The organism is Burkholderia sp. RF7-non_BP4, from assembly GCF_001521935.1.
Taxonomy (GTDB): domain Bacteria; phylum Pseudomonadota; class Gammaproteobacteria; order Burkholderiales; family Burkholderiaceae; genus Burkholderia; species Burkholderia diffusa.
In genome coordinates, this window is the sequence record NZ_LOTA01000011.1 from 47,828 (window position 1) to 73,379 (window position 25,552).

30 protein-coding genes are annotated in these 25,552 nt (G+C 67.2%); 28 read left to right on the plus strand and 2 right to left on the minus strand.

Features of this window, described 5'->3' with window-relative positions:
* Positions 1-15: 15 nt before the first annotated feature.
* From fliF to WS49_RS07070, 14 genes are all read left to right on the plus strand, one after another.
* Positions 16-1,554, plus strand: coding sequence for a flagellar basal-body MS-ring/collar protein FliF (gene fliF, locus WS49_RS07005; protein WP_218921260.1), 1,539 nt, complete (start codon positions 16-18; stop codon positions 1,552-1,554).
* Positions 1,535-2,548 (plus strand): FliG C-terminal domain-containing protein, encoded by a 1,014-nt coding sequence (locus WS49_RS07010; protein WP_059525826.1) that lies wholly within the window; start codon positions 1,535-1,537, stop codon positions 2,546-2,548. Before fliF ends, WS49_RS07010 begins: the two co-directional genes overlap by 20 nt.
* Positions 2,545-3,270 carry a flagellar assembly protein FliH gene (fliH, locus tag WS49_RS07015; protein ID WP_059525829.1) on the plus strand — a complete coding sequence of 242 codons (726 nt, stop codon included), beginning with the start codon at positions 2,545-2,547 and terminating at the stop codon, positions 3,268-3,270. Before WS49_RS07010 ends, fliH begins: the two co-directional genes overlap by 4 nt.
* Positions 3,267-4,571 carry a flagellar protein export ATPase FliI gene (gene fliI / locus WS49_RS07020; protein ID WP_059525831.1) on the plus strand — a complete coding sequence of 435 codons (1,305 nt, stop codon included), beginning with the start codon at positions 3,267-3,269 and terminating at the stop codon, positions 4,569-4,571. Before fliH ends, fliI begins: the two co-directional genes overlap by 4 nt.
* On the plus strand, positions 4,568-5,005 hold the full coding sequence (locus tag WS49_RS07025; RefSeq protein WP_059525833.1) for a FliJ family protein: 438 nt from the start codon (positions 4,568-4,570) through the stop codon (positions 5,003-5,005). Before fliI ends, WS49_RS07025 begins: the two co-directional genes overlap by 4 nt.
* A gap of 58 nt (positions 5,006-5,063) precedes the next feature.
* Positions 5,064-6,401, plus strand: a complete 1,338-nt coding sequence (fliD, locus tag WS49_RS07030) for a flagellar filament capping protein FliD (protein ID WP_063888580.1) — start codon at positions 5,064-5,066, stop codon at positions 6,399-6,401.
* Positions 6,402-6,443: 42 nt separating this feature from the next.
* Positions 6,444-6,830 carry a flagellar export chaperone FliS gene (gene fliS, locus WS49_RS07035; RefSeq protein ID WP_059525835.1) on the plus strand — a complete coding sequence of 129 codons (387 nt, stop codon included), beginning with the start codon at positions 6,444-6,446 and terminating at the stop codon, positions 6,828-6,830.
* A complete protein-coding gene (locus WS49_RS07040; RefSeq protein ID WP_059525836.1) occupies positions 6,817-7,152 on the plus strand; it encodes a hypothetical protein in 336 nt (111 codons plus the stop codon). The genes fliS and WS49_RS07040 overlap by 14 nt, the downstream gene beginning before the upstream one ends.
* Positions 7,149-8,240, plus strand: a complete 1,092-nt coding sequence (locus WS49_RS07045) for a flagellar hook-length control protein FliK (RefSeq protein WP_082725480.1) — start codon at positions 7,149-7,151, stop codon at positions 8,238-8,240. Before WS49_RS07040 ends, WS49_RS07045 begins: the two co-directional genes overlap by 4 nt.
* A 24-nt stretch (positions 8,241-8,264) precedes the next feature.
* Positions 8,265-8,738, plus strand: a complete 474-nt coding sequence (locus WS49_RS07050) for a hypothetical protein (protein ID WP_059596241.1) — start codon at positions 8,265-8,267, stop codon at positions 8,736-8,738.
* Positions 8,739-8,743: 5 nt separating this feature from the next.
* Positions 8,744-9,454 (plus strand): RNA polymerase sigma factor FliA, encoded by a 711-nt coding sequence (gene fliA, locus WS49_RS07055; protein ID WP_059525917.1) that lies wholly within the window; start codon positions 8,744-8,746, stop codon positions 9,452-9,454.
* Between the two features lie 64 nt (positions 9,455-9,518).
* On the plus strand, positions 9,519-9,788 hold the full coding sequence (flgM, locus tag WS49_RS07060; protein ID WP_156441352.1) for a flagellar biosynthesis anti-sigma factor FlgM: 270 nt from the start codon (positions 9,519-9,521) through the stop codon (positions 9,786-9,788).
* Entirely contained in the window at positions 9,785-10,210 is a 426-nt protein-coding gene (locus WS49_RS07065) for a flagellar protein FlgN (protein WP_059525844.1), read from the plus strand. The genes flgM and WS49_RS07065 overlap by 4 nt, the downstream gene beginning before the upstream one ends.
* Positions 10,211-10,280: 70 nt before the next feature.
* Entirely contained in the window at positions 10,281-10,994 is a 714-nt protein-coding gene (locus WS49_RS07070) for a glycoside hydrolase family 73 protein (protein WP_257127657.1), read from the plus strand.
* On the opposite strand, the gene flgA is transcribed toward WS49_RS07070, so the two are convergent.
* The gene (gene flgA, locus WS49_RS07075; RefSeq protein WP_257127658.1) at positions 10,936-11,661 is read right to left on the minus strand and encodes a flagellar basal body P-ring formation chaperone FlgA; all 726 of its coding nucleotides are present in this window, start codon (positions 11,659-11,661) and stop codon (positions 10,936-10,938) included. The two genes, WS49_RS07070 and flgA, sit on opposite strands and share 59 nt — an antisense overlap.
* Positions 11,662-11,753: 92 nt before the next feature.
* Here flgA and flgB point away from each other — a divergent pair, with 92 nt between their 5' ends.
* The 12 genes from flgB to WS49_RS07135 all read left to right on the plus strand — a co-directional run bounded on the left by flgB (position 11,754) and on the right by WS49_RS07135 (position 21,682).
* Positions 11,754-12,119 carry a flagellar basal body rod protein FlgB gene (gene flgB / locus WS49_RS07080; RefSeq protein WP_059525923.1) on the plus strand — a complete coding sequence of 122 codons (366 nt, stop codon included), beginning with the start codon at positions 11,754-11,756 and terminating at the stop codon, positions 12,117-12,119.
* A gap of 37 nt (positions 12,120-12,156) precedes the next feature.
* Positions 12,157-12,573: a flagellar basal body rod protein FlgC gene (gene flgC / locus WS49_RS07085; RefSeq protein WP_059525848.1), complete on the plus strand. Its 417-nt coding sequence runs from the start codon at positions 12,157-12,159 to the stop codon at positions 12,571-12,573.
* A 26-nt stretch (positions 12,574-12,599) separates the two neighbouring features.
* Positions 12,600-13,256 carry a flagellar hook capping FlgD N-terminal domain-containing protein gene (locus tag WS49_RS07090; protein ID WP_059525850.1) on the plus strand — a complete coding sequence of 219 codons (657 nt, stop codon included), beginning with the start codon at positions 12,600-12,602 and terminating at the stop codon, positions 13,254-13,256.
* Between the two features lie 29 nt (positions 13,257-13,285).
* Entirely contained in the window at positions 13,286-14,461 is a 1,176-nt protein-coding gene (locus tag WS49_RS07095; RefSeq protein ID WP_059525852.1) for a flagellar hook protein FlgE, read from the plus strand.
* 2 nt (positions 14,462-14,463) lie between these two features.
* Complete coding sequence (locus tag WS49_RS07100; protein ID WP_059525854.1) at positions 14,464-15,189, plus strand: flagellar basal body rod protein FlgF; 726 nt, start codon at positions 14,464-14,466, stop codon at positions 15,187-15,189.
* Positions 15,190-15,224: 35 nt separating this feature from the next.
* Positions 15,225-16,013 carry a flagellar basal-body rod protein FlgG gene (gene flgG, locus WS49_RS07105; RefSeq protein WP_179949248.1) on the plus strand — a complete coding sequence of 263 codons (789 nt, stop codon included), beginning with the start codon at positions 15,225-15,227 and terminating at the stop codon, positions 16,011-16,013.
* A complete protein-coding gene (gene flgH / locus WS49_RS07110; RefSeq protein ID WP_059525856.1) occupies positions 16,010-16,666 on the plus strand; it encodes a flagellar basal body L-ring protein FlgH in 657 nt (218 codons plus the stop codon). Before flgG ends, flgH begins: the two co-directional genes overlap by 4 nt.
* Positions 16,667-16,716: 50 nt before the next feature.
* The gene (locus WS49_RS07115) at positions 16,717-17,817 is read left to right on the plus strand and encodes a flagellar basal body P-ring protein FlgI (RefSeq protein WP_059525858.1); all 1,101 of its coding nucleotides are present in this window, start codon (positions 16,717-16,719) and stop codon (positions 17,815-17,817) included.
* 13 nt (positions 17,818-17,830) lie between these two features.
* Entirely contained in the window at positions 17,831-18,187 is a 357-nt protein-coding gene (locus WS49_RS07120; protein WP_059525860.1) for a rod-binding protein, read from the plus strand.
* A 134-nt stretch (positions 18,188-18,321) separates the two neighbouring features.
* Positions 18,322-19,680 (plus strand): flagellar hook-associated protein FlgK, encoded by a 1,359-nt coding sequence (gene flgK, locus WS49_RS07125; RefSeq protein ID WP_059525861.1) that lies wholly within the window; start codon positions 18,322-18,324, stop codon positions 19,678-19,680.
* A 16-nt stretch (positions 19,681-19,696) separates the two neighbouring features.
* A complete protein-coding gene (locus WS49_RS07130) occupies positions 19,697-20,608 on the plus strand; it encodes a flagellin N-terminal helical domain-containing protein (RefSeq protein ID WP_059525862.1) in 912 nt (303 codons plus the stop codon).
* 15 nt (positions 20,609-20,623) lie between these two features.
* Positions 20,624-21,682 carry a hypothetical protein gene (locus tag WS49_RS07135; RefSeq protein ID WP_059525864.1) on the plus strand — a complete coding sequence of 353 codons (1,059 nt, stop codon included), beginning with the start codon at positions 20,624-20,626 and terminating at the stop codon, positions 21,680-21,682.
* A gap of 228 nt (positions 21,683-21,910) precedes the next feature.
* Here WS49_RS07135 and WS49_RS07140 read toward each other — a convergent pair whose 3' ends face one another.
* Positions 21,911-22,675 carry a winged helix-turn-helix domain-containing protein gene (locus WS49_RS07140; RefSeq protein WP_059525866.1) on the minus strand — a complete coding sequence of 255 codons (765 nt, stop codon included), beginning with the start codon at positions 22,673-22,675 and terminating at the stop codon, positions 21,911-21,913.
* A gap of 647 nt (positions 22,676-23,322) precedes the next feature.
* Here WS49_RS07140 and WS49_RS07145 point away from each other — a divergent pair.
* Both WS49_RS07145 and WS49_RS07150 read left to right on the plus strand, forming a co-directional pair.
* Entirely contained in the window at positions 23,323-24,042 is a 720-nt protein-coding gene (locus WS49_RS07145; protein WP_059525868.1) for a response regulator transcription factor, read from the plus strand.
* Positions 24,042-25,535, plus strand: a complete 1,494-nt coding sequence (locus WS49_RS07150) for a sensor histidine kinase (protein ID WP_059525870.1) — start codon at positions 24,042-24,044, stop codon at positions 25,533-25,535. Before WS49_RS07145 ends, WS49_RS07150 begins: the two co-directional genes overlap by 1 nt.
* Positions 25,536-25,552 lie beyond the last annotated feature (17 nt).

Here is a 25,552-nt window from a genome sequence, read left to right on the forward strand (position 1 = left end):
CTGCTGCCGCTCGTCATGTTCGCGATTGCGTTGACGGCGCTCGCCACGCTCTACATGCGCTACGACCAGGCGAACTACAAACCGCTGTTCGGCGCGCGGGAGCCCGTGCAGTTCGACGACGTGGTGTCCGTGCTCGACGCCGATGGCATCGGTTATCGCATTCATCCCGACACGGGGCAGGTGCTGGTGTCGAACGGCGATCTGGCGCGTGCCCGGATGATTCTCGCGGCGCGCGGGGTGACGGCGAAACCGGCGCCGGGACTCGACCAGGTGGACCGTGACGATCCGCTCGGCACCAGTCAATTCGTGCAGGACGTACGGTTTCGCCGCGGCCTGGAAGCGGAACTCGCGCAAAGCATCGCGACGCTCGACCCGGTGGAGCGTGCGCGCGTCCATCTGTCGATTGCGAAGTCGTCGTCGTTCGTGATGATGGACGGCGAGAAAAGTGCGGCGTCGGTCGTGCTGACACTCAAGCCGGGGCGTCGGTTGTCGAAGGAGCAGATTGCCGCCGTCATCAATCTGGTGGCCGGCAGCGTGCCCAATCTCGCGCCGGCGCAGGTGGCCATCGTCGATCAGCACGGGGCGTTCCTGTCGGCGCGCGTCGATCTGGACGGCGACCTGTTCGGCGACGACGCGGCGGCCCGCATCCGGGACGAGGTCGCACGGAACGTACATAGCCTGCTCGCCCCTTCGCTCGGCAGCGGCAGCTTCCGCGTGAGCGTGACGGCCGTCGTGAACAACGACCGCGTCGAGGAGACGCGCGAGCAATACGGCGCCGAGCCGAAGGTGCTGAACGAGGCGACGCGTGACGAACAGAATCGCGATCGCGTCGCGCTCGGCGTGCCGGGCTCGCTGAGCAATCGCCCGGTGGACGTTCCCGCTGCGTCCGGCGCGGCGGCGGATGGCGGCACACGGCGCAACGCGACGACCCGCCAGTTCGCGTACGACCGCAGCATCCGGCAGATCAAGCGCGGGCGCGGTCAGCTCGAGAAACTGAGCGTGGCCGTCGTGCTGGACAACGCGGCGTCGCCCACGAAGGGCAAGCCGTGGTCGGCGGATCAGCTCGGGCGGATCGACGGAATTCTTCGCGGCGGTCTGGGCATCGATGCCGCGCGAGGCGACCAGTTGATCGTTTCGTCGCTCGACTTTGCAAAGGCGCCCCCGGAGCAGCCGTGGTGGCAGCGGGCCGACACGCTCGAACAGGGCGGATGGTATCTGACCTACGGATTGGCTGCGCTGTTCGGCTATCTGGTGATCGCGCGTCCGCTGCTGCGCATGATGCAGCAATGGGTTCAGCACACGTACGGCGGCCCCGCCGGCGCCACTGCAACGCCAGCGCCGCTTCATGACGAGCATGCGGCGCCCGGGCAAGGCAGTGAAGGAGCAGGGCCGGGCCGGGGCATGCCGCTCCTCGGCGATATCGAATTGCCGCCCGCCGGCTCGGGCCTCGAAGTGCTGATCGACTACCTGCACACGCTGTCCGAGAAGGAGCCGGAGCGGGTTGCCGAAGTCGTCAAACAATGGATCAGGAACGATGGACACGCCAGTCACTGACGCCCGCGTGCGGGGCTCGATCGAGCAGGCCTCGATCATTTTGCTGAGCGTCGGCGAGGCGCGCGCGGCCGACGTGCTGCGCTGCCTGTCGCGCGACGAGCTGCTCAAGATCACGCAGACCATGTCCGGCATGGGCGGCCTCAAGGTCGACACCGTGAAGGCGGCGCTGCAGCTCTTTTTCGACGAATACCGCGAGCAGAGCGGCATTCACGGCGCGTCGCGCATGTACCTGCAGCGCGCGCTCGATCTCGCGCTTGGACACGACATCGCGAACACGGTGCTGGACAGCGTCTACGGCGACCGTATCCGCCCGAAGATGGCGCGGCTGCAGTGGGTGTCGCCGCGCTGGCTCGCCGACCGCATCATGAACGAGCACGTCCGGATGCAGGCGGTATTCGTCGCGTTCCTGCCGTCGGACCAGGCGACGAAAGTGATCGAGGCGCTGCCGCCCGAGACGCGTGACGTCGTGCTGTTCAACATCGCGAAGCTCGATGAGGTCGAGCACGCGTTGATCGCGGAGCTCGAGGAACTGATCGAGCACTGCCTGACCGATCTGGATCGGCGCGGCGCCGTCGTCGAGGGCATCCGTCAGGCCGCCGAGATCATCAATCGCCTGTCGGGCGACCGTCTGCGGATGATCGAGCTGATGCGCGCGCACGACCCGGGTGTCGCAACCGAGATCGAGACCAGCATGTACAGCTTCGACATGCTGGCGCGCCAGAACGATGCGGCGCTCGGTCGAATCATCGAGATCGCGCCGGTCGAGGAATGGGCGGTCGCGCTCAAGGGCGCCGAGCCGGGCGTGCTGGCCGCATTGCAACGCGTGATGCCGAGGCGTCAGGTGCAGGTCTTCGATGACGCGATTCGCCGCACCGGGCCGCTGCCCGGGACGCGCGTCGAGCAGGCGCGCCGCGACATCATGGCGCGCGTGAGGGCGCTGGCCGACGACAAGGAAATCGAGTTGCGGCTCGTTGATGAGGACGTCGTCGAGTGAAGACCTATCAGCGTTACCGATTTCCGCCGCTCCGATCGCCCGGGACAACGCCGCCGCCGGCCGGCGCGCTCGCGTCCGCGGCAGAGCCTTTGGATCCGGCATTCGACGCGCGCATCGAAGCGGGCTACCGGCAGGGCGTGGCGGACGGCTATCGCGCGGGTTTCGAGCGCGGTGAGGCCGACGGCTTGCGGCAGGGACGCACGACGGGCGCGCAGGAGGCGAGCGACGCGCTGCGGAGCGAGCATGCGGGCACCGCCGAGGTGCTCGACGCGATGCGGGAGGCGTTCGGCCGGATGCACGCCGAGTATCTCGCCGCGCGCCGCACCGAACTGGTCGACCTCGTGGCGCGGGTCGCGCGGCAGGTGATCCGCTGCGAACTGACGCTGCAACCCGGCCAGATGGCGGCGCTGATCGACGAAACCCTGGCGTTGATGCCGGCCGCGTCCGGCATACCGGAAGTGCGCCTGCATCCGGACGAATGCGCGCGCCTGTTCGAACTGTTTCCAGAGCGCGCGCAGCAATGGCGGCTGGTCCCGGATGCGCGGCTCGAGGCCGGCGAATGCCGCGTCCTGCTGGGCGGCAATGAAGCCGATGCCGGATGCCGGCACCGGTTCGAGTCGTGCATGGAGCGCGTTGGCGAACAGTTGTTCGCGGCGCCGAACGGCGAAGTGCCGGTGGACACCGTCGCGCCGACGCCGGCATCCGGGGAGGGACGCTCGTGATCTTGTCTGCACTGCGTAATGTCGCGCTCGAACAGGTGCCCGTCGCCCGGCTGACCGGCCGGCTCACCGGCGTGACGGGGCTGCTGCTGAAGGCGTCGGGCTGTCCGCTCGAAACGGGGCGGCGCTGTGTGATCGAGGCGGGCGACGGCGGCTGGATCGACGCGCAGGTGGTCGGATTCAACCGCGACGAGTTGTTGCTGATGCCGTTCAAGAAACCGGTCGGGCTCGTGGCCGGCGCACAGGTGTTCGCCTGTGATCGCCAGGCGGAGCTGCGCATCGGTCGCGCGTGGCTCGGCCGCATCGTCAACGGGCTCGGCGAGCCGATCGACGGCCGCGGCCCGCTGACGGGCGGCGTATTGCTCAAGCCGGGGCAGGCGGTCAATCCGCTGCGCAAGCGTCCGGTGCGCGACGTGCTGGACGTCGGCGTGCGGGCGATCAACGGGATGCTGACGCTCGGGCGCGGCCAGCGCGTCGGGCTGATGGCGGGCAGCGGCGTCGGCAAGAGCATGTTGCTCGGCATGATCACGCGCGCGACCGCCGCCGACGTCGTCGTGGTCGGGCTGATCGGCGAGCGGGGCCGCGAGGTGCGCGAATTCGTCGAGCACGCGCTCGGCGAAGCGGGGCTTGCGAAGGCGGTGCTGGTCGTCGCGCCGGCGGACGAATCGCCGCTGATGCGCGTCAAGGCCGCAGACCTGTGTCACGCGATCGCCGCGCATTACCGGGATACCGGCGCGGACGTGCTGTTGCTCGTCGATTCGTTGACGCGCTATGCGATGGCGCAGCGCGAGATCGCGTTGGCGGTCGGCGAGCCGCCGGCAACGCGCGGGTATCCGGCATCCGTGTTCGGCATGTTGCCCCATCTCGTCGAGACCGCCGGCAACGGCGAGGGCGACGGCAGCATGAGCGCGATCTACACGGTGCTCGCGGAGGGCGACGACCAGAACGATCCGATCGTCGATACCGCGCGCGCGATTCTCGACGGGCACATCGTGCTGACTCGCGAGCTTGCCGAGCGGGGCCATTACCCGGCGATCGACGTCACCCGCTCGGTGAGCCGCTGCATGACGCAGGTGGCGGACGGCGCGCACGTCGCGTGTGCGCGCAAGGTCAAGGAAATGATCGGCCGGCATGAACAGGTGAGGGACCTGATTCCGCTGGGAGGCTACGTCAAGGGGGCGGACCCGGCGACGGACGAAGCGGTGGCGAAGGCTGCCCGAATCGACGCGTTCCTTCGGCAGGACCTCGACGAGATCGCGCGCTGCGACGCGACGCTCGCGCTGCTTCAGGCGCTGACCGAATGAACGACGGACGCACGATCGCGAGTCTCGCGGGCCTGGTGCGCGCGCGCGAAGCCGAAATCGACCGGATCGCCGTGGATCTCGCGCGGCAGGAGGCGATACGCCGGCGTCACCAGAGCAGCCTCGGCGCGCTGCGCGCGCTGCTCGATGGCGCGGCCCGGCCGTCGGGCACGGCATCGGCGGCGATGGCCGGGAACGACTGGCGATATCGGCAGGCGTTGCGCGACACGATTGCCAGGCAGCGCGAGACGTTGCGCCTGCATGAGGAGGACATGCAGTTGAGCCGTCAGTTGCTGGCCGCGCAAATGGCCCGGTGCGAGATCTGGCGGCGCGAGCTTGCGCGGCGACGGTGCGCGCTGGCCACCGTCCGGCAGCGTGCGGAGCAACGCACGCAGGATGCGCTGGCCGTGCAGGTGTGGTGGTGGGCGTCGGCATGACGGCAGGCGCGGCGAGCGCAGGGCAGTGGATGCCAATTGGATGAATGGAGAGAAACCTATGCTGAAAGTGACGAATCCGAAGGCGACGGCGGAACAGTTCGCGCAGATTTACATGGCGCGTTCGAAGGATCTGCTGACGATGCAGGTGGCGCGAACGAGCGACGACAAGAAGGCGCAGTTGTCGCTGAGAAACACGCTGACGATGTTCCAGAAGGCGCTGGGCGACGCGGTCGCGGGCGGCAGCCTGATGCGGCGCGTGGCGACGCTGTCGAATCCGCAACTCGCAACGGTGACGCTGGCGCCGGACGCCAAGCCAGGTGAGTACCAGTTTCATGTCGAACGGCTCGCCACCGCGAACCAGCAGGCGATCGACCTGCCGGCCGCAATCGACGCACGCGACGCCGGTCGACTGACGATCAAGGTCGGTGACGACGTCGAAGTCGTCGTCGATATCGCGAGCGCGGACAAGGATGCGGATGGCAAGGTGTCTGCGCAAGAACTTGCACGCGCCATCAATACGGACCGGAGCACGAATGGCGCAGTGCGCGCGGCAATCGTCGGCGACAAGCTCGTCTTGACCGCGGCCCGGACGGGCGCGCAGAGCCGGATCACGTTCGCCACCGACACGCTGACCGATCCGACGCTGGCCGTCGCTTTCGAGGGGGCGCGAGAAACCGTGAAGGCGCAGGATGCGCGAATCATCCTCGGCGACAGGCAGAGCGGCCTCGCGATCGAGCAGGCATCGAACACGCTCGATTCGATCGACGGCGTGAGCATCGCGTTCAACCAGGCCGGAGCGTCCGGCTCGGTGTCGGTCGCCGTCGACAACGCCGGCACCGTGGATGGCGTGAAAGCGTTCGCCGATGCGTACAACGCACTGATGCGCTCGATCGCCGATCTGACGCGTTCCGGCGACGCGGCGCGGGGCGACCCGGGCGGGCCGTTCTCGGCCGATGCGGGCGTGCGCGCGCTGGTCGGTCAGATCAAGGCGGCGCTGCGCCAGCGCGTCGAGGGTCTCAATCTTTACGACCTCGGAATCGATACGGATCGCTACGGAATGCTGAACGTCAACGCGTCGTCGCTCGACGCGACACTGAGGACGAACGCCGCCGCACTCGACGAATTCTTCGGCGACGCGACGCGCGGACTGGCCGGCAATCTGACCCGAGTGCTCGATCGATGGCTGGACGCCGCGAGCGGTCAGCTGAAGCGGCGCGAGGAATCGATCGACGCGAGCGAGAAAACGATCGTCGCAAGGCAGGCGGACTGGGATCGCCGCCATGCGAGCGTGCTCGAGCGCTACACGAAGGAGTTCACCCAGCTCCAGATCATGCAGCAAAAAATGGAAAGCACGCTCGAGCAGCTGAAGGCCCTGTTCTCGACGAACAAGGATTGACAGCGGGTCGTGCCGCGCCAGTCGGCTGGAGGATCAAGCATCTTGGAATACATCGGATATCGCAGCTACCACGCTGCCAACCTGGAATCGCGGATCGCGAACGGATCGCCGATTCAACTCGTGCTGCTGCTGACCGACGGGCTGCTCGACGAAATGGCCCGTGCGCGGGCGCACATTCTTGCGCGTCGCATCGAGGCGAAAGGCGCGAGCATCGGCAAGTGCATCGAGCTGGTGGACGGCCTGTCGAGCGCACTCGATGTGTCGTCGGGCAGCGAAGTCGCGACGAATCTCGTCGCGCTGTACGACTACTGCGTTCAACGTCTGAACGAGGCGAGCATCGCACTCGACGTCGCCCCGCTCGACGAAGCCGTGCGACTGATCTCGGTGCTCCGGGAGGGATGGCAAGGTGCGGAAGATGCAGCCGGTTGACGATGCGTCGGCCGTGCGTGTGCGTCTGCGTGTCGCGCTGCGCACGCATGCCCGTCTGCTGAGGGCCATCGTGCACGAACACCGCTGGGCCGAGCTGCCGGCGCTCGACGCGGACGTCAGCGCACTGGCGAGGCACTGCGCGGGCGATGGCGCGCGCGATCCGGAGCTGGACACGACGTTGCGGGACCTCGCACGGGCATACGCGGTGGCGATTCGCGGTCTCGCCGACGCGCGCGCGGTGATAGGCCACGCGCTGGCCGGTATGAGCGAGTTCGAGGAACGGGGGATGGCCTACGCGGCGACGAACGGGAGCGACAGATGAATGGAACCATTTCAACGACACCTCACTTGCGCGATCGCGCGGCGGGGAACGCGGTCGGCGACCGGGCCGTAGCGGAGCCAGTCATGCCGGATAGTCGGGGCGAAACGAACGAGACCGTCGCGCCTGCCGGCGACGCAGTGCTACATCCGGTGACGTCGCCGATTAATTTCCACACCGAATCATTCCGGAATGTGATGGCGATACTCGACACGCTTGACCTGCCGGCGGCGCCCTTGTCGGCGGACTGTCGAACGGATGGCGCGTCAGCCGACGGCGACGTTTCGGTCGCGCCTGGGCCGGACGTGAAGGGCGGTCCGGGATTCAGCCCGGAAGTGAGCGTGCACCACGCGTTCCGCGACAACCAGGTCATCGAATCCGTTCCGATCCGGCGGCCTGTTTCGCAGCGAAGCGGGGGCGATCGATTTGCCGCTGGCGCCGACCGCGAATCGAGTGCGGAGAATCGGTCCGTTCCATCCGCCATGCAGCCGCGCAGCGAGCGTGCGCGGCCGCTGGCGGTACCAGCAGCCGTCGCGGTGGTCGTCGACAAACAGCCGATCGGCGCCAGCGGGGCCGTGCCGGATGGGCGCGTGCCGCACGCTGGCATCGCATGGCCGGCGGCGGCCGACGGATCGGGCGCCGGCGTGCGCGTTGCCGCAGGCCAGGCGGGCACCTTGCCTTGGGGGCCGCAGCTCCTGAAGGCGCTGGGCGAGCAGATCGATGTGAACGTGCAGCGCGGCGTCGGGCACGCGGTCATTCGTCTCGAGCCGCAATCGATGGGCACGTTGCAGATTGCGATTCGTCACGAGGACGGCGCGCTGCAGATCCGGATGGTCGCGTCGCACGAGGACGTCGTACGCCAATTGCAGGCGGTCGTCGATGCGCTTCGACAGGATCTCGCCGCGCGACAGCACGGCGATGTGACCGTCGTGGTGCGGCAAGGGCAAGGGTTCGGCCATCGCGAGCGCGGCGCGCGGGACGGTGACGCCGGGGCATCGCAGGGACGCAAGCGGCCCGGCGCGGCGCTCTCGGCGGTGGACGCCGCGCACGGCGACGCACGGTTTCATCTCGACGGACGAGCAACACGCTAACGACACGGAAGGGAGCGGATTTCGATGAACAGGAAATTGCTGATCTGGGGCGGCGGGGGCACGGTGCTGCTGACCGCGCTGGCCGCCGGTGGCATCTGGTCTTACCAGAACCAGGCGGCGAACACGCCTCACGCGGCGGCGCCCCCCGCAGCGGCCGACACGCACAAGTACATCAGCGTCGACCGGATCGTCGTGATGCTTCGCATGCCTCCGGACGCCGGCTTCGTGCCACCTTACGTCGAGGAAACCCATTATGCGGTGCTCGATCTCGTGCTGAAGACGACGCCCGCCCAGGAAGCGATGGCGCGCGCGCATATCCCGCTGCTGCGCAGTATCGCCGTGCGAGTGGCGGCGCGCTACACGCTGGAAGACGTCCGCAGGAAGAACCTGTCGGAGATCTCCGCGTCGCTCAATCGCGCGTTCATCAGTTCGTACAAGGGGCGGCACGTCGAGATGCCTTTTGAGAAGGCGATGATCAGCCGGCTTCTGGTGGAGTGATCGCCATGACGACCTGTATCGGCAACATCGACGCGCGAACGCGCCACGCGGACGCGAATCCGGCAGTCGAGCTGGCGTGGCTGCTCGAGTACGCGCCGATCGTCAAGCGTGCGGCACGTCAGTTGAGCTGGCAGGCCTGCGGCGCGATCGCGATCGAGGACATGGAGCAGATCGGACTGATGGGATTGCTCGAGGCGCTGCGCCGCTACGGGGCGCCCGACGCGGCATTTGGCGGCTATGCGTTGAAGCGGGTGCGCGGCGCGATTCTCGACGAGCTGCGTCGCCACGACTGGCGGCCCCGCATGGTGCGGCAGGACGCGCACCGCGTGCGCGATTGCGAGCGCGACCTGCGTCGATCACTCGGGCGCGAACCGACCGAGACCGAGGTGAGTGGCGCACTCGGCATCAGTGCGGCCGAGTATCGGCAGCGGGTGATGGCGGGCAACGCGGAGGCGATGGCGAGCCTCGACAGCCTGCTCGACGGAGAGGCGCTTGCCTTCGTAGAGAGTCCGGAGCGGCGAGTCGTGCAGCGCCGCAGCCTCGAACAGGCGCTCATGCGGTTGCGCGATCGCGAGCAGCGCGTGATTCAGCTCTACTACGAATTCGATCTGAGCTTGCGCGAGATCGCCGCGGTGCTCGGGCTGACGGAAGCCCGCGTCTGCCAGATCAACAAGGCGGCGCTCGGGAAGATGCGAGACGCGATAGGTGACGCATGAGCAGGCCATCTTCGCTCGATTCGGGCATTTATCTTTTCACAGGGCAAACATGAGACTGTCGACTATGAAACCGCGCGCGCCGCAGGAACCGGGCAGCACGGCGCCCCACGTTGCACCGGTCGGCCGGGCCGGCGCCGCCGTGAGTGCGCCGGCGGCCCGCACGGACTTCTCGATCGAGGCGGTCCGGTCCGCCCAGGCGGCGCTGCGCAGCCTGCCGGATTTCGACGAGGCGCGCGTCGACGCGTTGCGCCTCGCGCTCGCGGAAGGTCGCATTCCGTTCGACGCGGGCAGGCTGGCCGAGCTGATTCAGCGTTTTCACGGAGGGCGGGAATGACGCGCAACGAAGCGTTCGCGAAGATCCTCGACGGGATTCGCGCCGATCTGGCCCGCTACGCCGAAATGAAAGGGCTGCTCGACCTGCAGTTCGCCGCCGCATTGCGTCGCGACGGCGCATCGCTGATGGCGACGGGCAACGCGATTCTCGCGCTCGCCGATGCGCTTCGCGCAAGTCACGAGATGCGCAGGCGGTGCATGCACGTGCTCGTCAGCCCGTTGGAGCCGGAATCGATGACGCAGGCATGGGCGGCGTTGCCGGGCCGGGTGCGCGAGCGGCTGACGCGTGTGGTGGCGCAGTTCGAATCGCAAATTCAGGAATGCAGAAACCTGAATCAGCGCAATGCGGCGCTGTTGATGTCGCAGTTTGAAATCGCGCAGCGCGCACTGTACGGCGAGGTCGATACCTATGTGGGTCGGTGACGCGTCGAACTGGCTGCCGACCGGCGCGATACGGGCCGAAAGCGATGCGCCGTATTCTCGCGCGTCCGGATTGGCCGTCGGCGCGTTTCGCGCGGCGTTCGCACAACTGCGGCGCGAGATCGAGACGATCGTTTCCGAGGGTTTCCCTCGCATCGGGGGCGACGCATGGCGCGGGGCGCCGCCGCTGCGGCATCCGGGCAGCGAGGCGGCTCGACCGGCGGCGGACGTGGCGCCGGCCCGTCCGGCCACCAGCCCGCGTGCGTTTCTCGACGACATCTTGCCGTTCGCTCGCGAGGCGGCGGCCGCGCTGGGTGTGTCGGTGGATCTGGTCGCCGGGCACGCGGCGCTCGAATCGGGCTGGGGGCGGCATCCGGTGACGATGCGTGACGGGGCGGACAGCCACAACCTGTTCGGCCTGAAGGCGGGTGCGGGATGGGCAGGCAGCGTTGTCGACGTGCCGACGACCGAATTCGTCGACGGCACGCCACTGAAAACGGTGGAGCGGTTTCGCGCATATCCGGATTATCGCGCGGCGTTCGCGGACTATGTCGCGATGCTCAAGGGGAATCCGCGGTTTCGCGATGTCGTCGGCGCGGGACGCAACGCGGCCGTGTTTGCGGCGGCGCTGGCGCGGGGCGGCTATGCGACCGATCCCGCTTATGCGTCGAAGCTGCGCCGGGTGGTCGCCGATGTGGCGGCGATGCGCGCCGGCCGCGACGGCGGGCTCACCGGGACACGTCGGACGTCGGCAGATCGATCGGCTCCGCGCTTGCCTCGCCGGTAACGCGAGCCTGAATCTCGCGTGCGGCGCTGCCGTTGCCGACGCGCAGGCGCACGATGTCGCCCCGTGCGCCAGGCTGCATCGCCACGCCGGTATTGACGACCTGAGCCGATCCGATGCGCGCGACGATGCGCACGGTCTGGCCACGCCGGATCAGCGCCGGCGCCTGCAGGGCGCGATGCGACAGGGGCTGCCCTTGGCGCAGGGCGCGGCGGTTGAGCTTGCCGATCGCATCGTCGGCACGCGTCACCGTGTCGGTGAGCGACGACAACGTCCGCACGGCCGAATCGAGATCGTCGTGCGTGAGCGGTTGACCCGCAGCGATGTTCCGCGACGCGACGGGGATCGTCGCGGTGATGGTTGCCCGAGCGATGAATTTCGCGGTTCGGCCGGTGCTCGGGCAGTGCGCGGTGAGCACGATGCGGCTCAGCCGGACCGGCTCGCCGACCGAGATATCGAACGGCGTGGCGCAGCCGGGCGCAGGGCGGCGCGGCGGCGGTACGACGACCGCGATGGCTGCGTCGTCCAGCCCCGCACGTTGCGCGCGCGCGGTCAGTTCCGCGAGCGCCGCGGCGTGCGCGCGGGCTTGCAGCGCGGGCGAAGGCGGGGCGGCGTGCGTGCAGGACATCGGCAGCAGGAGAAGGGCAATCGGGAAACGAATCGTGCGCATGATGTGAAATGGAATACGTTCTAGCCGCGACATAAAGACGAGACGGGCCCGGTTCGGAATCGATGAGCGAAGTGTAAATGAAGGAGAACGAAATGGCATTTGATCTGGCGAACGGGCTCGGGCCGCATCCGGTCGCGTTGAGATTGCGGGCGGCGCGCACGGAGATCATCGCGTCGAATCTGGCGAACCTCGATACGCCGGGCTATCAGTCGCGAGACCTGGATTTTCGGCGAAGCATCGCCGATGCGGCCGGCAACGCGTATCCGGGGGTGCCGCTCGCGGACGCCGCGACGCTCGGCTATCGCGTGCCGTTCCAGGCGTCGCAGGACGGCAACACGGTCGAGCTCGGCGTCGAGCAGGCGGCATTCGCGCAGAACGACGTGGATTTTCAGACGAGCATCGCGTTTCTCAACCTGCGGATTCGCGGTCTGCATGTCGCGATCACGGGCAACACGTAATGAAACGCGGTGTTTTGCATCTTTCCGAGGAGGTGTCATGAGTTTCAGGGAAATCGCGCAGATCGCCGGCTCCGCCATGTCGGCGCAGACCGTGCGTCTCAACACGATTGCCAGCAATCTGGCCAACGCCGATGCGGCGTCCGCCACCGAGGCCGATGCGTATCGCGCGCGCAGGCCCGTCTTCGCATCGGTGTTTCGCATCGATGAGGATGGCGAATCGATGGGCGCGCGCGTGCAGGTGCTCGACGTCGTGACGAGCACGGAGCCGCTGCGCAAGGTTCATCAGCCGGGTCATCCGCTCGCCGATGCGCAAGGCAACGTGCTGTATCCGAACGTCAACGCGGTGGAGGAAATGACCGACATGCTGTCCGCGTCGCGCGCGTATTCGACCAACGTCGAGGTGCTCGCGCGCGTGAACGGCATGCAGCGCGAGCTGCTCAGGCTCGGCCAGTAACGAACCCTTATCGCTATGAGGACAACATGTCGAACCCAATCCAGCTTTCGCCGGCAAGCATGCCGTTCAACGCCGATGCGACGCGCGCGCCATCGGGGACGGTGACCGGCGGGACGTCGACGGACATCTTCGCGAAGATGCTGAGCGCGCAGATCCAGAACCAGGACCCGCTCGACCCGATGGATTCCGCGCAGTTCGTGTCGCAGATCATGCAGGCGCAACAGACGGCGTCGCTCAATACGGTCGTGAATCTGGTGGAGAACAGCATGGGCTTGATCGGGAAATTGATCACCGTGGCGCTTGGAACGCACGTCGGATCGCAGGTGATGGCGCAAGCCGATTCGGTCGATGTGAGCGACCACGTGGTCAACGGGCGCATCGCGCTCGATCGCGACGCATCGGATGTGACCGTCGTGCTCACCGGCGCATCCGGCGGCGTCAAGCACATCGCGCTCGGTGCGCGCCCCAAGGGCGACGCGCCGTTCCGCATCGACCCCACCCAGCTCGGCCTGGCCCCCGGCCGTTACCGGATTCGCGTCGAGACCGGCGACGGCACGCCGCCGGCCAATATCGAAGGCACGCTCGAGAACGTGCGTCTCGGTGCCGACGGCAAGGTGATCCTGCGCGTGGCCGGCGTCGGCGACGTCGACACCGCGGCGATCGTCAGTTTTCAGGGCCGCTGACCCACTCACCCATCACGCAAGGAATACACATGAGTTTCAACATCGCTTTATCGGGCATCAATGCCATCAACAATCAGCTGACGACGATCAGCCATAACATCGCCAACACCGGCACCTACGGTTTCAAGTCCGGCCGCGCGAACTTCGCGACGATGATCTCGGGCACCCAGGCGAACGGCGCGTACATCGGCTCCGTCACCCAGAGCATCGGCGTGGGCGGCGGCGTGTTCGCGACCGGGCGCGGGCTCGACGCCGCGATCGACGGTAACGGCTTCTTCGTCACGAAGGACGCCGACGGATCGACGCTCTTTACGCGCGTCGGCATCTTCCAGCGTGATGCCGACGGCTATCTCGTCGACGCGTTCGGCCGCCGTGCGCAAGGTTATGCGGCAGGCGGCACGTATGGCGACCTGCAGATTCCGGTCGGCGTGGCGCCCGCGAAGGCAAGCGATCGCCTCGACTACGCCGGTAACCTGTCGGCGGACTGGGAGGCGCCTGCGCAAGCGGTGTTCGACAAGGATGACGACACATCCTTCAATCACACGGTGTCGTCGGCCGTCTACGACTCGCTCGGACGGCAGCACATCGTTACGCAGTACTTCGTGAAGGCGCCATCGCCGTCGACGGACGTCACAGTGCATTACGCGATGAACGGCGAACGCATCGACGGTTCGGCGACGCTGAGCTTCGATACGCACGGCCGGCTGACGTCGCCGACGGCGCCGACACCGCTGAACCTCGGCACGCCGGAGGGCGCGGCGCCATTGACCCTCGCCATCCATTACGCGGGCGCGACGCAGGTCGCGGGTGAAGCGTCGACGATGGTCAATCGCGACAACGGCCACGCGGCCGGCGTGCCGGGCGAGCCGACGCTCGACTCGCGCGGCAACGTCGTCGTCCAGTACAGCAACGGCCAGACGCGTACGCTGGGCACGATCGCGCTTGCAACCTTCCCGAGCCCGGACGGACTGGAGGCGGCAGGCGACACTGCGTGGCGAGCGTCCTCCGCGTCGGGCAACGCGTTGCTCGGCACCGCCGGTGCCGGTGCGCTCGGCAAGCTGGTGACCAGTTCGCTCGAACTGTCGAACGCGGACGTGACGAAGGAGCTGGTCGACATGATGACCGCGCAGCGCAACTATCAGGCGAATTCGAAAGTGCTGTCGACGGAGAATCAGATGATGCAGGCGTTGATGCAGGCGCTTTGATCATGGACGCATTGATCTATACGGCAATGAGCGGTGCCGACCGCGCGTGGCATGGGCTCGAGGTGCATGCCAACAACCTGGCGAACGCGCAGACCGACGGTTTCCGAGCGGAACTGGAGATGGCGCAATCGCGCGCGGTGCGCGGCTACGGCTACGACTCCCGCCATCTGGCGAAGCCCGAGTCCGGCGCCGTGAGCGGTCGCGCGGGCGTGCTGGCGGAAACCGGCCGGGAGCTGGACGCGGCGATTCAGGGGGGCGGCTACTTCACCGTCGCCGACGCGAACGGCGTGCGCTACACCCGTGCCGGCAATTTCGAAATCGATGCGGACGGGGCGCTGACCGTCAACGGCCGAGCGGTGATCGGCGAGGGCGGCCCGATCGTGCTGCCGGAGTTCACGAGCCTGCGGATCGGCGAGGACGGCACGATTTCCGTGACCGCGCCCGGCGACGCAGATGTGCAGGCCGTCGATCGCCTTGCGCTCGTCGATGCACCGGCAGCCGACCTGGTCAAGGACCCGGCGGGGCTGCTCGTCGCGCGCGACGGTCAGCCGCTGCCGCCGGCCGAGGACGTGCGCGTGATGGGCGGGCATCTGGAGCGGAGCAACGTGTCGCCGGTCGCCGAGATGATCGCGACGATGTCGTTGAACCGCGCGTTCGAGGTGCAGATGCGGATGTTCGGCGCCGCAGGCGAGATGGCGGACGCCGGCAACCGGTTGATCCGGGGTTGATCGCGACGTCGACGCATAACCGATTGGAGAGAACGATGAATCAGGCAATGTGGATCAGCAAGACCGGGCTGCAGGCGCAGGATGCGAAGCTGCAGGCGATCGCCAACAATCTCGCGAACGTGAACACGGTGGGGTTCAAGCGCGACCGCGTGATGTTCGAGGATCTGTTTTACCGGATCGAGCGCCAGCCCGGCGCGCAGCTCGACCAGGACAACGCGTCGCCGTCGGGCATCCAGATGGGCAGCGGCACGCGGCTCGTCGGCACGCAGAAGATCTTCACCGACGGCAGCGTGCAGACGACCGGGCAGTCGCTGGACGTCGCGGTGACGGGAAAGGGTTTCATCCAGGTGCTGCAGGCCAACGGCGAGACGGGCTATACGCGCGCGGGACAACTGAGCGTGAACGCGGAAGGGCAGCTCGTCAACGCGCAGGGCCTGCCGCTGCAGCCGGAGATCAGCATTCCCGACAATGCGATGAACATCGTGATCGGCGAGAACGGCGTGGTCGCCGTGACGGTGCCGGGTTCGGCGACGCCGAATGAAGCGGGGCAGATCATGCTCGCGAACTTCGTCAACCCGGCCGGCCTGCTCGCGCTCGGCGACAACCTGTACATGGAGACCGTCGCGAGCGGCCCGCCGAACGAGGGCGAGCCCGGCACCGACGTGTTCGGCAAGATCAAGCAGGGGGCACTCGAAGGAGCGAACGTACAGGTCGTCGAGGAAATGGTCGACATGATCGCCGCGCAGCGGACGTACGAGATGAACACGAAGGTGCTGAGCGCGGCCGACAACATGTTGCAGCAACTGTCGCAGGCCGCGCGATGAAGCAACGCCTGCTCCTTTTGCCACCTGTCGCGCTGCTCGGTGCGTGCGCGCTGCTCGACCCGCCGCGCCCGGACTTTGCCGAGGACGATCTGCCGCCGGCCACATGGGCGCTTACCGCCCCGCGCGCCGGAGGCGTGTTCAATGCGGCGACCGCCTGGTCGCTGGCCGCCGACGGCCGGGCTTACCGGCCCGGCGATACGCTCACGGTCACGCTCGACGAGACCACGCAGGCCAGCAAGCGCGCCGATACGCGCTTCGGCAAGAGCAACGACGTATCAGTGGAGCCGGGCAGGCTGTTCGGCAGTCCGATCGATCTCGATACATCGATCGGCGCGAACCGCAAGTTCGACGGCAGCGGCAGCAGCTCGCAGCAAAACTCGCTGCGCGGCGAAATTACCGTGATCGTCACCGACGTGCTCGCGGGCGGCCTGCTTCAGGTGCGCGGCGAAAAGGTGCTGTCGCTGAATCAGGGCGAGGAGGTGATGCGTCTGACCGGCTATGTCCGGCAGGCCGACATCGACACGAACAACCGCGTGTCGTCGCGTCGAATCGCGAATGCGCGCATCCAGTATGTCGGAAAGGGTGCGCTGTCCGAATCGAATTCGGCCGGCTGGTTGACGCGGTTCCTCAACAGTCCATGGATGCCGTTCTGATGGGAAGCCCTATGCGAACACTTCGGTCGAGCATCCTGGCCGGCCCGCGCATGCTCGCGGCGACGGTGGCGGCGACGGTTGCGCTGCTCGGCGCGCCGTCCTCGTGCGGCGCGGCGACGATCGGCGCGCTGGTCAACATCGAGGGCGTTCGCGACAACCAGCTCGTCGGCTACGGCCTCGTCGTCGGCCTGAACGGCACCGGCGACGGCCAGCAGATCCGTTACACCGGCCAGTCCGTCGCGAACGTCCTCAAGCAATTCGGCGTGACGTTGCCGGAAGGCATCCGCCTGCGCTCGCGCAATGTCGCGGCCGTCATGGTCAGCGCCAGTTTTCCGCCGGGCTACAGGCCGGGCCAGAAGATTGACGTGACCGTGTCGTCGATGGGCGACGCCAAGAGCCTGCGGGGCGGGACGCTGCTGCTGACGCCGTTGCGCGCGGCAGACGGCGCGGTCTATGCGCTCGCGCAGGGCAATCTTGTCGTGCCGGGTGTGAGCGCGGAGGGCCGCGGCGGGTCGAGCGTGACGATCAATGCCACCGCGGCGGCCCGCATCCCGCGCGGCGCGACCATCGAGCAGGAAATCCGGACCGGCCTCGACGCGAAGCCGGTGGTCACGCTCAGCCTGAAACGCCCCAATTTCCAGACCGCCGCCAACATCGTCGCCGCGATCAATCGCGTTGTCGGCCATGACGTCGCGACGAGCCGCGACGGCACGAGTGTCGACGTCGGCGCGCCGGTCGATCCGACCGCGCGCGTCGAGTTCGTCGCGAAACTGAGCGCGATCAGCGTCACGCCGCAGAAGGCGCCGCCTCGCGTCGTCTTCAATTCGCGCACCGGCACGGTGGTGATCAGCCAGGGCATGACGGTGTCGCCCGCGGCGGTGTCGCACGGTGCGCTGAAGGTGACGATCTCCGAAGGCGCGCTCGTCAGCCAGCCGAATCCGTTCGGCGGCGGCGAGACCGCCGTCGTGCCGCTGTCGCAAGTCGATGTGCAGCGGGGCGGCAACCGAATGTTTCGCTGGCCAGCGGGCACGAGCCTGCAGGCGATCGTGGACACGATCAATGCAACGGGCGCGGGGCCGGACGACCTGATGGCGATCCTGCAGGCGCTCGATGAGGCCGGGGCGTTGAACGGCGAAATGGTCGTCATCTGAGGAGGGCGCGCGCATGTCGAATCCATCCATCGCCATGTCGTTACGCGTGGCGCCGCCGGGCTGGCAGGCCGGCACGCCGGCAATGCCGCCCCCGCGTGCCGGCGGCGGCCACGATGCCAGGACGCTTGACGCGGCCGAGCAGTTCGAGGCGCTCTTCGTCGCGCAGATCCTGCGGGAGATGCGCAACGCCATTCGCGAGATCAACCCGGCGGGCAGTATCTTCCGCGACCGCGCCGGCAGCGACATGACGGACCTGGCGGACGGACAGGTCGCCCGGTTGCTCGCATCGCGTCATGCGTTCGGTATCGCGGATTTCATCTTGCGGCAACTGCCCCCGGACGCCGGTACGGCCGGCTCGGCGCAGGCGTGATGCCGGTTGGCGGCGCGAATTTAAGTCGATGCGCGTGCCGGTCGCCGGATACGGCAGGGGGCCGCTTGCGCGGCTGTTTCCGCTCGCCGCCCGTCGTGGGCCGGGCGAGCATCGATCGATGAGGGAGGTAGACGATGAATATGATCGACATCGGCATGTCGGGCATCCTGGCCGCGAACCGGTCGCTCCATGCGACCAGCGGCAATGTCGCCAACATTGCGACACCCGGCTATTCGCGGCGCGGCGTGCTTCTGTCGGGCAACGCGCACGGTGGCGTCGACGCGTCGGCCGCGATGCGCATCAACGAGGGCTACCGGACACAGCAGATGTGGCAAGCGGCGAATGCGTCCGGGCGTGCACGGGCCGCCCAATCGCATCTTGACCAACTTGAAGGAATGGTGGGCGGCAACCCGGCAATCGGCGATATCCAGCACCGCGATCTCGGGCTGGGTGCGTTCTTCGGGGCACTGCGCGGCGCGACCGGCGAACCGGGCGATCCGGTGCTGCGCAACGCCGTGCTCGACACCGCAAGCGGAATGACGCGGCAGTTCAACGGCATGCGCGCGGCGTTCGAGGACCAACTGCGCAGCATCGAACGGCAGCGCGACGTGACGGTCGACCAGGTCAACGGGCTTGCCACGCAGATCGCCGACTTGAACGGGCGAATCGCGGTTGGCCTCGCGAGCGGCGGCGACGTCGCGGCGCTGATGGACCGACGCGACGTCGCGGTCGACCAGATGGCGGGGCTCGCCGGCGTACGCGTCGTACAGCAGCGGGACGGCACGGTCGACGTGTCGATGGCGTTCGGCCAACCGCTCGTGGTCGGCAAGCAGGCGGGTCGAATCGACATCAGGCGGGACGGACACGGTCGACAGGCACTGGTGATTTCATTCGGACAACAGAAGATGCCGCTGCGGTCGACACACGTCGGCGGGGCGCTGCGCGGACTCGCCGAGGTCGAGAACGACGTGCTGCGTCCGCAGCTCGATGCGCTCCGGACGCTCGCAGTCGAGACCGCGAAGCGAGTCAATGCGCAGTTGGCGCAGGGTTACGACATGCACGGCAATCCCGGAAAACCGTTGCTGGCCTTCGACGAAGCGAGCGGTCGACTCGGCGTCGTGCCCGACATGCAACCCGAGGCGTTGGCCTTTTCGGCCGACCCGGATCATCCCGGCGACAATCGCAACCTGCTCGCGCTGAGCGGCCTGGGTTCCACGCGGATCGAGATGCCGGGTCACGGCACGGTGTCGATCGAGAATGCGTTTGCATCGATCGTGGGCAAGGTCGGCTCGGCCAGCCAGCAAAACAAGCTGGTGGCCGAAACCGCGCAGGCGGTGCGTACGCAGGCGGAAAACGACTGGCTGTCGCTGAGCGGTGTCGACAACGACGAGGAAGCGATGAATCTCGTCCGTTTCAAGGATATGTACAACGCGAACTTGAAGGTGATCGCAGTCGCCAATGCGCTGTTCGAAACCACGCTGAATGCCATCTGACCCACGGAGCGCCGACATGCGAGTGACCAGCCAATTCCACCACGACGTCATGAAGCAGGTGACGCAGCGCACCAACGCGCAGCTTTCCGATACCTTGATTCGGATGACAACAGAACAGCGCATCCTGCGAGCCTCCGACGATCCGATTGGCGCCGTGCGCCTTGCGTTGCTGGCCGAATCCGGCGATCGACTCGCCCGATATCGCGCCAATATCACGACGTTCGAGTTCCGCCTCAAGCGCGGCGAGCAGGCGCTCTCCGAGATCGTCGCGCAGTTTGGCGAAGCGCAGCAGAAGTTGCTGATGGCGCTGGACGGCGCGCGTGCGCCGGGCGATCTCGCGGCAATCGCGGGTGTGCTCGAATCGGTGCGGGACATGCTGTTGCATTCATCCAATACGCGCGACGGCGCCGGCCACTATCTGTTTTCGGGGACGGCGATCACGACGGCGCCGATCGCTTTCGATCCGGTAGCGCCGGCCGGCAGCCGCTATGCATATGGCGGCAATACCGGGAAGCAGGCGGCGATCGTCGGCGACGGCGTCACCGAGGTGCTGAACGACGATCTCGCGGAGATGGCCGATGCACTCAACGCGCTCGATCGCGCGATCGGGCGGATGCGGACGCCGGGCGCCAATGCGAACGATTCGACGCTGCGCGACGCACTTGTGCAGGCGACCGACGTGATCGACAGGACGTCGGTGTCGGTCGAATCGAAGATCGGCCGGCTCGGTAACGCGCAGAACATGCTCACGCTGCTTGACGATCTGCATGCGTCGTCCCAGGTCGTCACCACGGAGGCGGCCCAGGATGCAGGCAAGATCGACCGCATCGAGGTCTACGACGCGTACATGAGCTATCGCACCGCGCTGGAGGCGACGCAGAAGGTTTATGCGCAGGTATCGCAGTTGTCGCTCTTCAACGTGCTCTGACGGCGAAGCGGCTCAATGGAAATCAATATTCGCTCCTCGGCGGACAGCGCACTCACCGGAACCGGCACCGTGCGGCGCGACACCCCGCGCGCGGCGGGTTCCAGCAGAATCCGGTCGCGCGACGCGACGTCACGTGACATGACGAGTGACGCGCGCGTCACGATACGCGTCGCGGCCGAGCGGCGCGACCGGATCACGACGCATCGGCAGATCAACGAACAGGCTTCCGGGATGCAACAGGTGCTCGATTACCTGGCCGGCTTCAGCAGTCATTTGAATGCGCTGAAGCAGGCAATCGGCTCCAGCCTCGTCGGCGGCGGTAGTGAGGACGCCGCCCGCACGCAGTTGGCGCGCACGGTGAGCGCCTGGCATCGCCGGGCCGACGCGACCGGCGGCCGATTGAGCGATGCGCTGGACATCGGAGGCGAGGGGAAGGCGAGGCGCGCATTCATGGTGGAAGGACTGAACGCGCAAGATGCGCGTCGGGCTGCCGGAGAAGTCATCACGTTTCACCTTGCCGGCACCGGTGCGAGTCCTGCGACGGCTTATCTCGCGCCGGACCTTTCGGCGCGTCAAATGGTGTACCAGCTCAAGGTTGCTCTTGTGACGCTGCGTGTCGCCTGTTACGAGGATCCGCATGGGCGGATCCGCTTTTCGGTCGAGGAGTCGCGCTGGCCGAGCGTCATGAGTGGACTTCGTGTGAAAGGCGGTGGCGTCCGGTTTCCGGATGGCGAACCGCTGCGCCCGACGCTGACCGATGTGCCTGAACGGATCGACCCGGCCGGGTGGCGAGTGGATGATCCGCTGACGCTGCGTGCGACGTTGCGCGCGGTGGTGCAGACACAGGAACGGGTCGAGCAGGCAACGACGCGCGCGGAGCAGATGCTGCGTGCTGCGCGACGGACGCTGGAGCTGATTCCCGAGGTGGCCGATGCAGATTGGGCGCGGGCAGTATCCGGGCAGATGGCGACACGGATAGGTTCGGTGCGCGACTACGAGGATGCGATGGCGCTCGCGCCGGCGACTGCGGGCGCCGAACGTACGCGCGTGCACACATTGCTGGCATTGCGTTGACGGCGACGCATCCGTCGATGCGCGTGCGTCAGATGGAGGGGGAGAAGTCGGTCGGAAGCGAACGAACCAGGCGCAGGATGTGAACCATCGCACGAAGCCGAACGGATGATGGAGGGGGCCGCGAGCGCAACGTGGGGCCGAGAGGTGAGCGGACTTGTGCGCGCGTTTGAGGGGTGTTGCGGGCGCTACGATCATCGCGTCGGCATGCCACTGTGTGATGCGCGCGATTCACGGCAGATCCTGCGCGAGATATGTCTTGCAGCGTCCCTGGACCGTGTGGATCGTGCCGGGACAGACGGTGAGCCACTTATTTCCGCCGCGCGTGATCTGATAAAGGCGCTCGCCGGGCTGCAACTTGACGCCAATCGAAGACAGGAGCGCGAGACTTGCGGCCTTTGCGGGCGCCGGGTGCTGCGCTTCCTGCTTCAATGCGCTGAGCAACCCCGAGAAATGCTTGTTGAGAAGGGTTATCTTCCAGGTGTTGCATCCGATCCAGACAACGGCACCGATGAGCAGCGCGCGCTCGATTAGCCGGGCAGCACGTTGGCGTTTGGGTACATGTCGAGGCGGGACGGTGTGGTGAGCGGGGTCGTCGAACGACGAGGTTACATCGGCGCACTTCTCGTCGTTGTCATGCGGCTTGGCGGTCTGCGATGGCTCGGTCGCCGGCACCGCATCGTCGAGTGGCTGCGCGGTGCCGATGAACCGCAGACCGTGACGTGGCAGCGTTTTGATCAGCGTGCCGCTGATGCCATGTTCCTCGAGCCGGGCGCGCACCGCGCGGACGAGTTGATGGTAACTGCTGTCCGTCACGACCAACCCCTTGTCTCCCCACAATTGCTGCATCACCGCTGCCTTGGTGGCGAGCCCCTTGAGTACCATCACCAGTAAGTCGGCTTCATTCGCAGTCAACTCGGTCGTGCGGTCAGCGAGCGTCAGAGTCATGTGATGGCAATTGAAGATAACGCGGTCTTCTATCAGATATTTATCCATCGATGTTCCGGCTACATGTGGTCGCGACAACGTTAGCGTCTGAATTCACAGCGACGGGCGATGAGTCGACCCGTCGTCCGACCGGAACGAAGACCTTTGTGAGATGCTTCCGGTGGCCGAGCTTGCTGCTCGTTGCGTGTGGACCGGGACGGTGTGATGTCAGGCGCGGTGTGCGGGTTCGATGCGAACAATATTGCGATAGATCGCCGCCAATGACTATGAGAAATGTCTGAAAAAATAACGACAAATTACTTAGTCGATGGATGAGGTGACCGTGACTCGCAAAATCTCTCGGCGTGGCGTCCTATAGCGCTGTAAATCGTGGACGGCAAAAAAAGCGTCCGGATCGAGGACATTGTGTGGCTGGTGAGAAGCGACTCGCTTCTGCTTTCCGGTGTCGGCACGGGATGGCGCAATTTTTGTTTTACGGGGCCGGATTGGAACGCATTGGGGCATTGGGCCACGGCGGAAGCGCGATCTGAAGTTAAACGAATTGTGACCCCTTCCCGCGGCAAAATTTTGCACAATGGCGGCAGCGCGGCATCGCTGCCGCGATTCGCCCCGGGCAGGCCTTCCCGCCCGGGGCGACCGGAACGAACCTGCGAAACCAACCCGAGACCCATACCACCGTGCCGCCGCCGACCGCCATGGACCACCCCAAACGCATCCTGATCGTCGAGGACGATGCCGACATCGCCGACGTGCTGAGCCTCCACCTGCGCGACGAGCGCTACGAAGTGGTCCACAGCGCGGACGGCACGGAAGGGCTGCGCCTGCTCGAACAGGGCAACTGGGATGCGCTGATCCTCGACCTGATGCTGCCCGGCGTCGACGGCCTGGAAATCTGCCGACGCGCGCGCGCGATGGCGCGCTACACGCCGATCATCATCACGAGCGCCCGCTCGAGCGAGGTGCACCGGATTCTCGGCCTCGAGCTCGGCGCCGACGACTACCTCGCGAAGCCGTTCTCGGTGCTCGAACTCGTCGCGCGGGTCAAGGCGTTGCTGCGACGCGTCGATGCGCTCGCGCGCGATTCGCGGATCGACGCGGGCACGCTCGACGTGGCCGGGCTGTCGATCGACCCGATCGCGCGCGAAGCAGCCGTCGATGGCGCGCGCATCGATCTCACGCCGCGCGAGTTCGACCTGCTGTATTTCTTCGCGCGGCATCCGGGCAAGGTGTTCTCGCGGATGGACCTGCTCAATGCCGTGTGGGGCTACCAGCATGAAGGCTACGAACATACGGTGAACACCCACATCAACCGGTTGCGCGCGAAGATCGAGGCCGATCCGGCCGAACCCGTGCGCATCCTCACCGTGTGGGGACGCGGCTACAAGCTCGCCGCGCCGGATCAGCGGGACGCGTGATGAAGCTGACCCTCACCCAGCGGCTGTCACTCGTGTTCTCGATCCTGCTGCTCGCGTGCTCGGGCGCGTCGGCATGGCTGCAGATCCGCGCGAACGACATGCGCGAGAAGGAAGTCGTGCAGGGCCTGTCGCGCGATCTCGCCGCGCATATCGCGAGCAGCACGCCGCTGATGGACGCGAACGGGCTGCGTCCGGACGCCGTGCGCACGTTGTTCGGCCAACTGATGGGCGTGAATCCGAGCGTCGAGGTGTATCTGCTCGACAACGCGGGGCGCATCCAGGGCGACGACGCGCCGCCGGGCCACGTGAAGCGCGACCGCGTCGATCTCGCGCCGGTGCAGCGCTTCATCGCGGGCGAGCCGCTGCCGATCCTCGGCGACGATCCGCGCAGCCCCGACGCGCGCAAGGTGTTCAGCGCCGCGCCGCTGCAGCGTGCGGGACAGCCGCCGTCCGGCTACATCTACGTGGTGCTGCTCGGCGAAGCGCACGACCGGCTGGCCGCGCGCGTCGACGCCGGCAACGTGCTGCGCACGACGCTGTGGTCGATGGCGGTAGTCGCGCTGCTCGGCCTGCTCGCCGGCCTGACGGCGTTCAGTTTCATCACGCGCCCGCTGCGCCGGCTGACCGATGCGATGCGCCGCTTCGACGCGAACGCCGCACCCGACACGCAGCCGCCGGTGCCGCGTTCGCCGCCCGGGCGACGCGGCGACGACATCGCGGTGCTCGAATCCGCATTCGCGCAGATGGCCGACCGGATCGGCGACCAGTGGCGCGCGCTGACGCGTCAGGACCAGCAGCGGCGCGAACTGATCACGAACATTTCGCACGACCTGCGCACGCCGCTGACCTCGCTGCACGGCTATCTGGAAACGCTGTCGCTGAAGTCCGACGCGCTCGCGGAGTCCGAGCGCCGCCGCTACCTGTCGATCGCGCTCGCGCAGAGCACGAAGGTCGGCCGGCTCGCGCAGGCGCTGTTCGAACTCGCGCGGCTCGAATCGGGCGGGGTGCAGGCCGAGCGCGAGCCGTTCTCGCTCGTCGATCTCGTGCAGGACGTATTCGAGAAATTCGAACTCGCCGCGCAGTCGCGCGGCGTCACGCTGCATGCGCGCATCCCGCCGCGCGTGCCGGTCGTGTCGGCCGATCTCGGGATGATCGAGCGCGTGCTGACCAACCTGCTCGACAACGCATTGCGGCACACGCCGCAGCACGGCGAAGTCGAAGTGGCGCTGACGCCGCAGGACGACCGCGTGGTGGTGACCGTGTCGGATACCGGCGAAGGGATTCCGCCGGCGCGGCGCGCAGGGCTGTTCCAGCGGCCGCAGCGGCCGATGAGCGGCGGTGCGGCGACGCGCGGCGGGCTCGGGCTGCTGATCGTGCACCGGATGCTGGCGCTCAACGGCAGCGGGATCCGGCTCGTCGACCGGGACGGGCGCGGCGCGGTGTTCGAGTTTGCGCTGGCGGTGGCGCAGCCGGGGGCGGGCGAAGCGCGGTGAGACCGACCGGCGCCGTC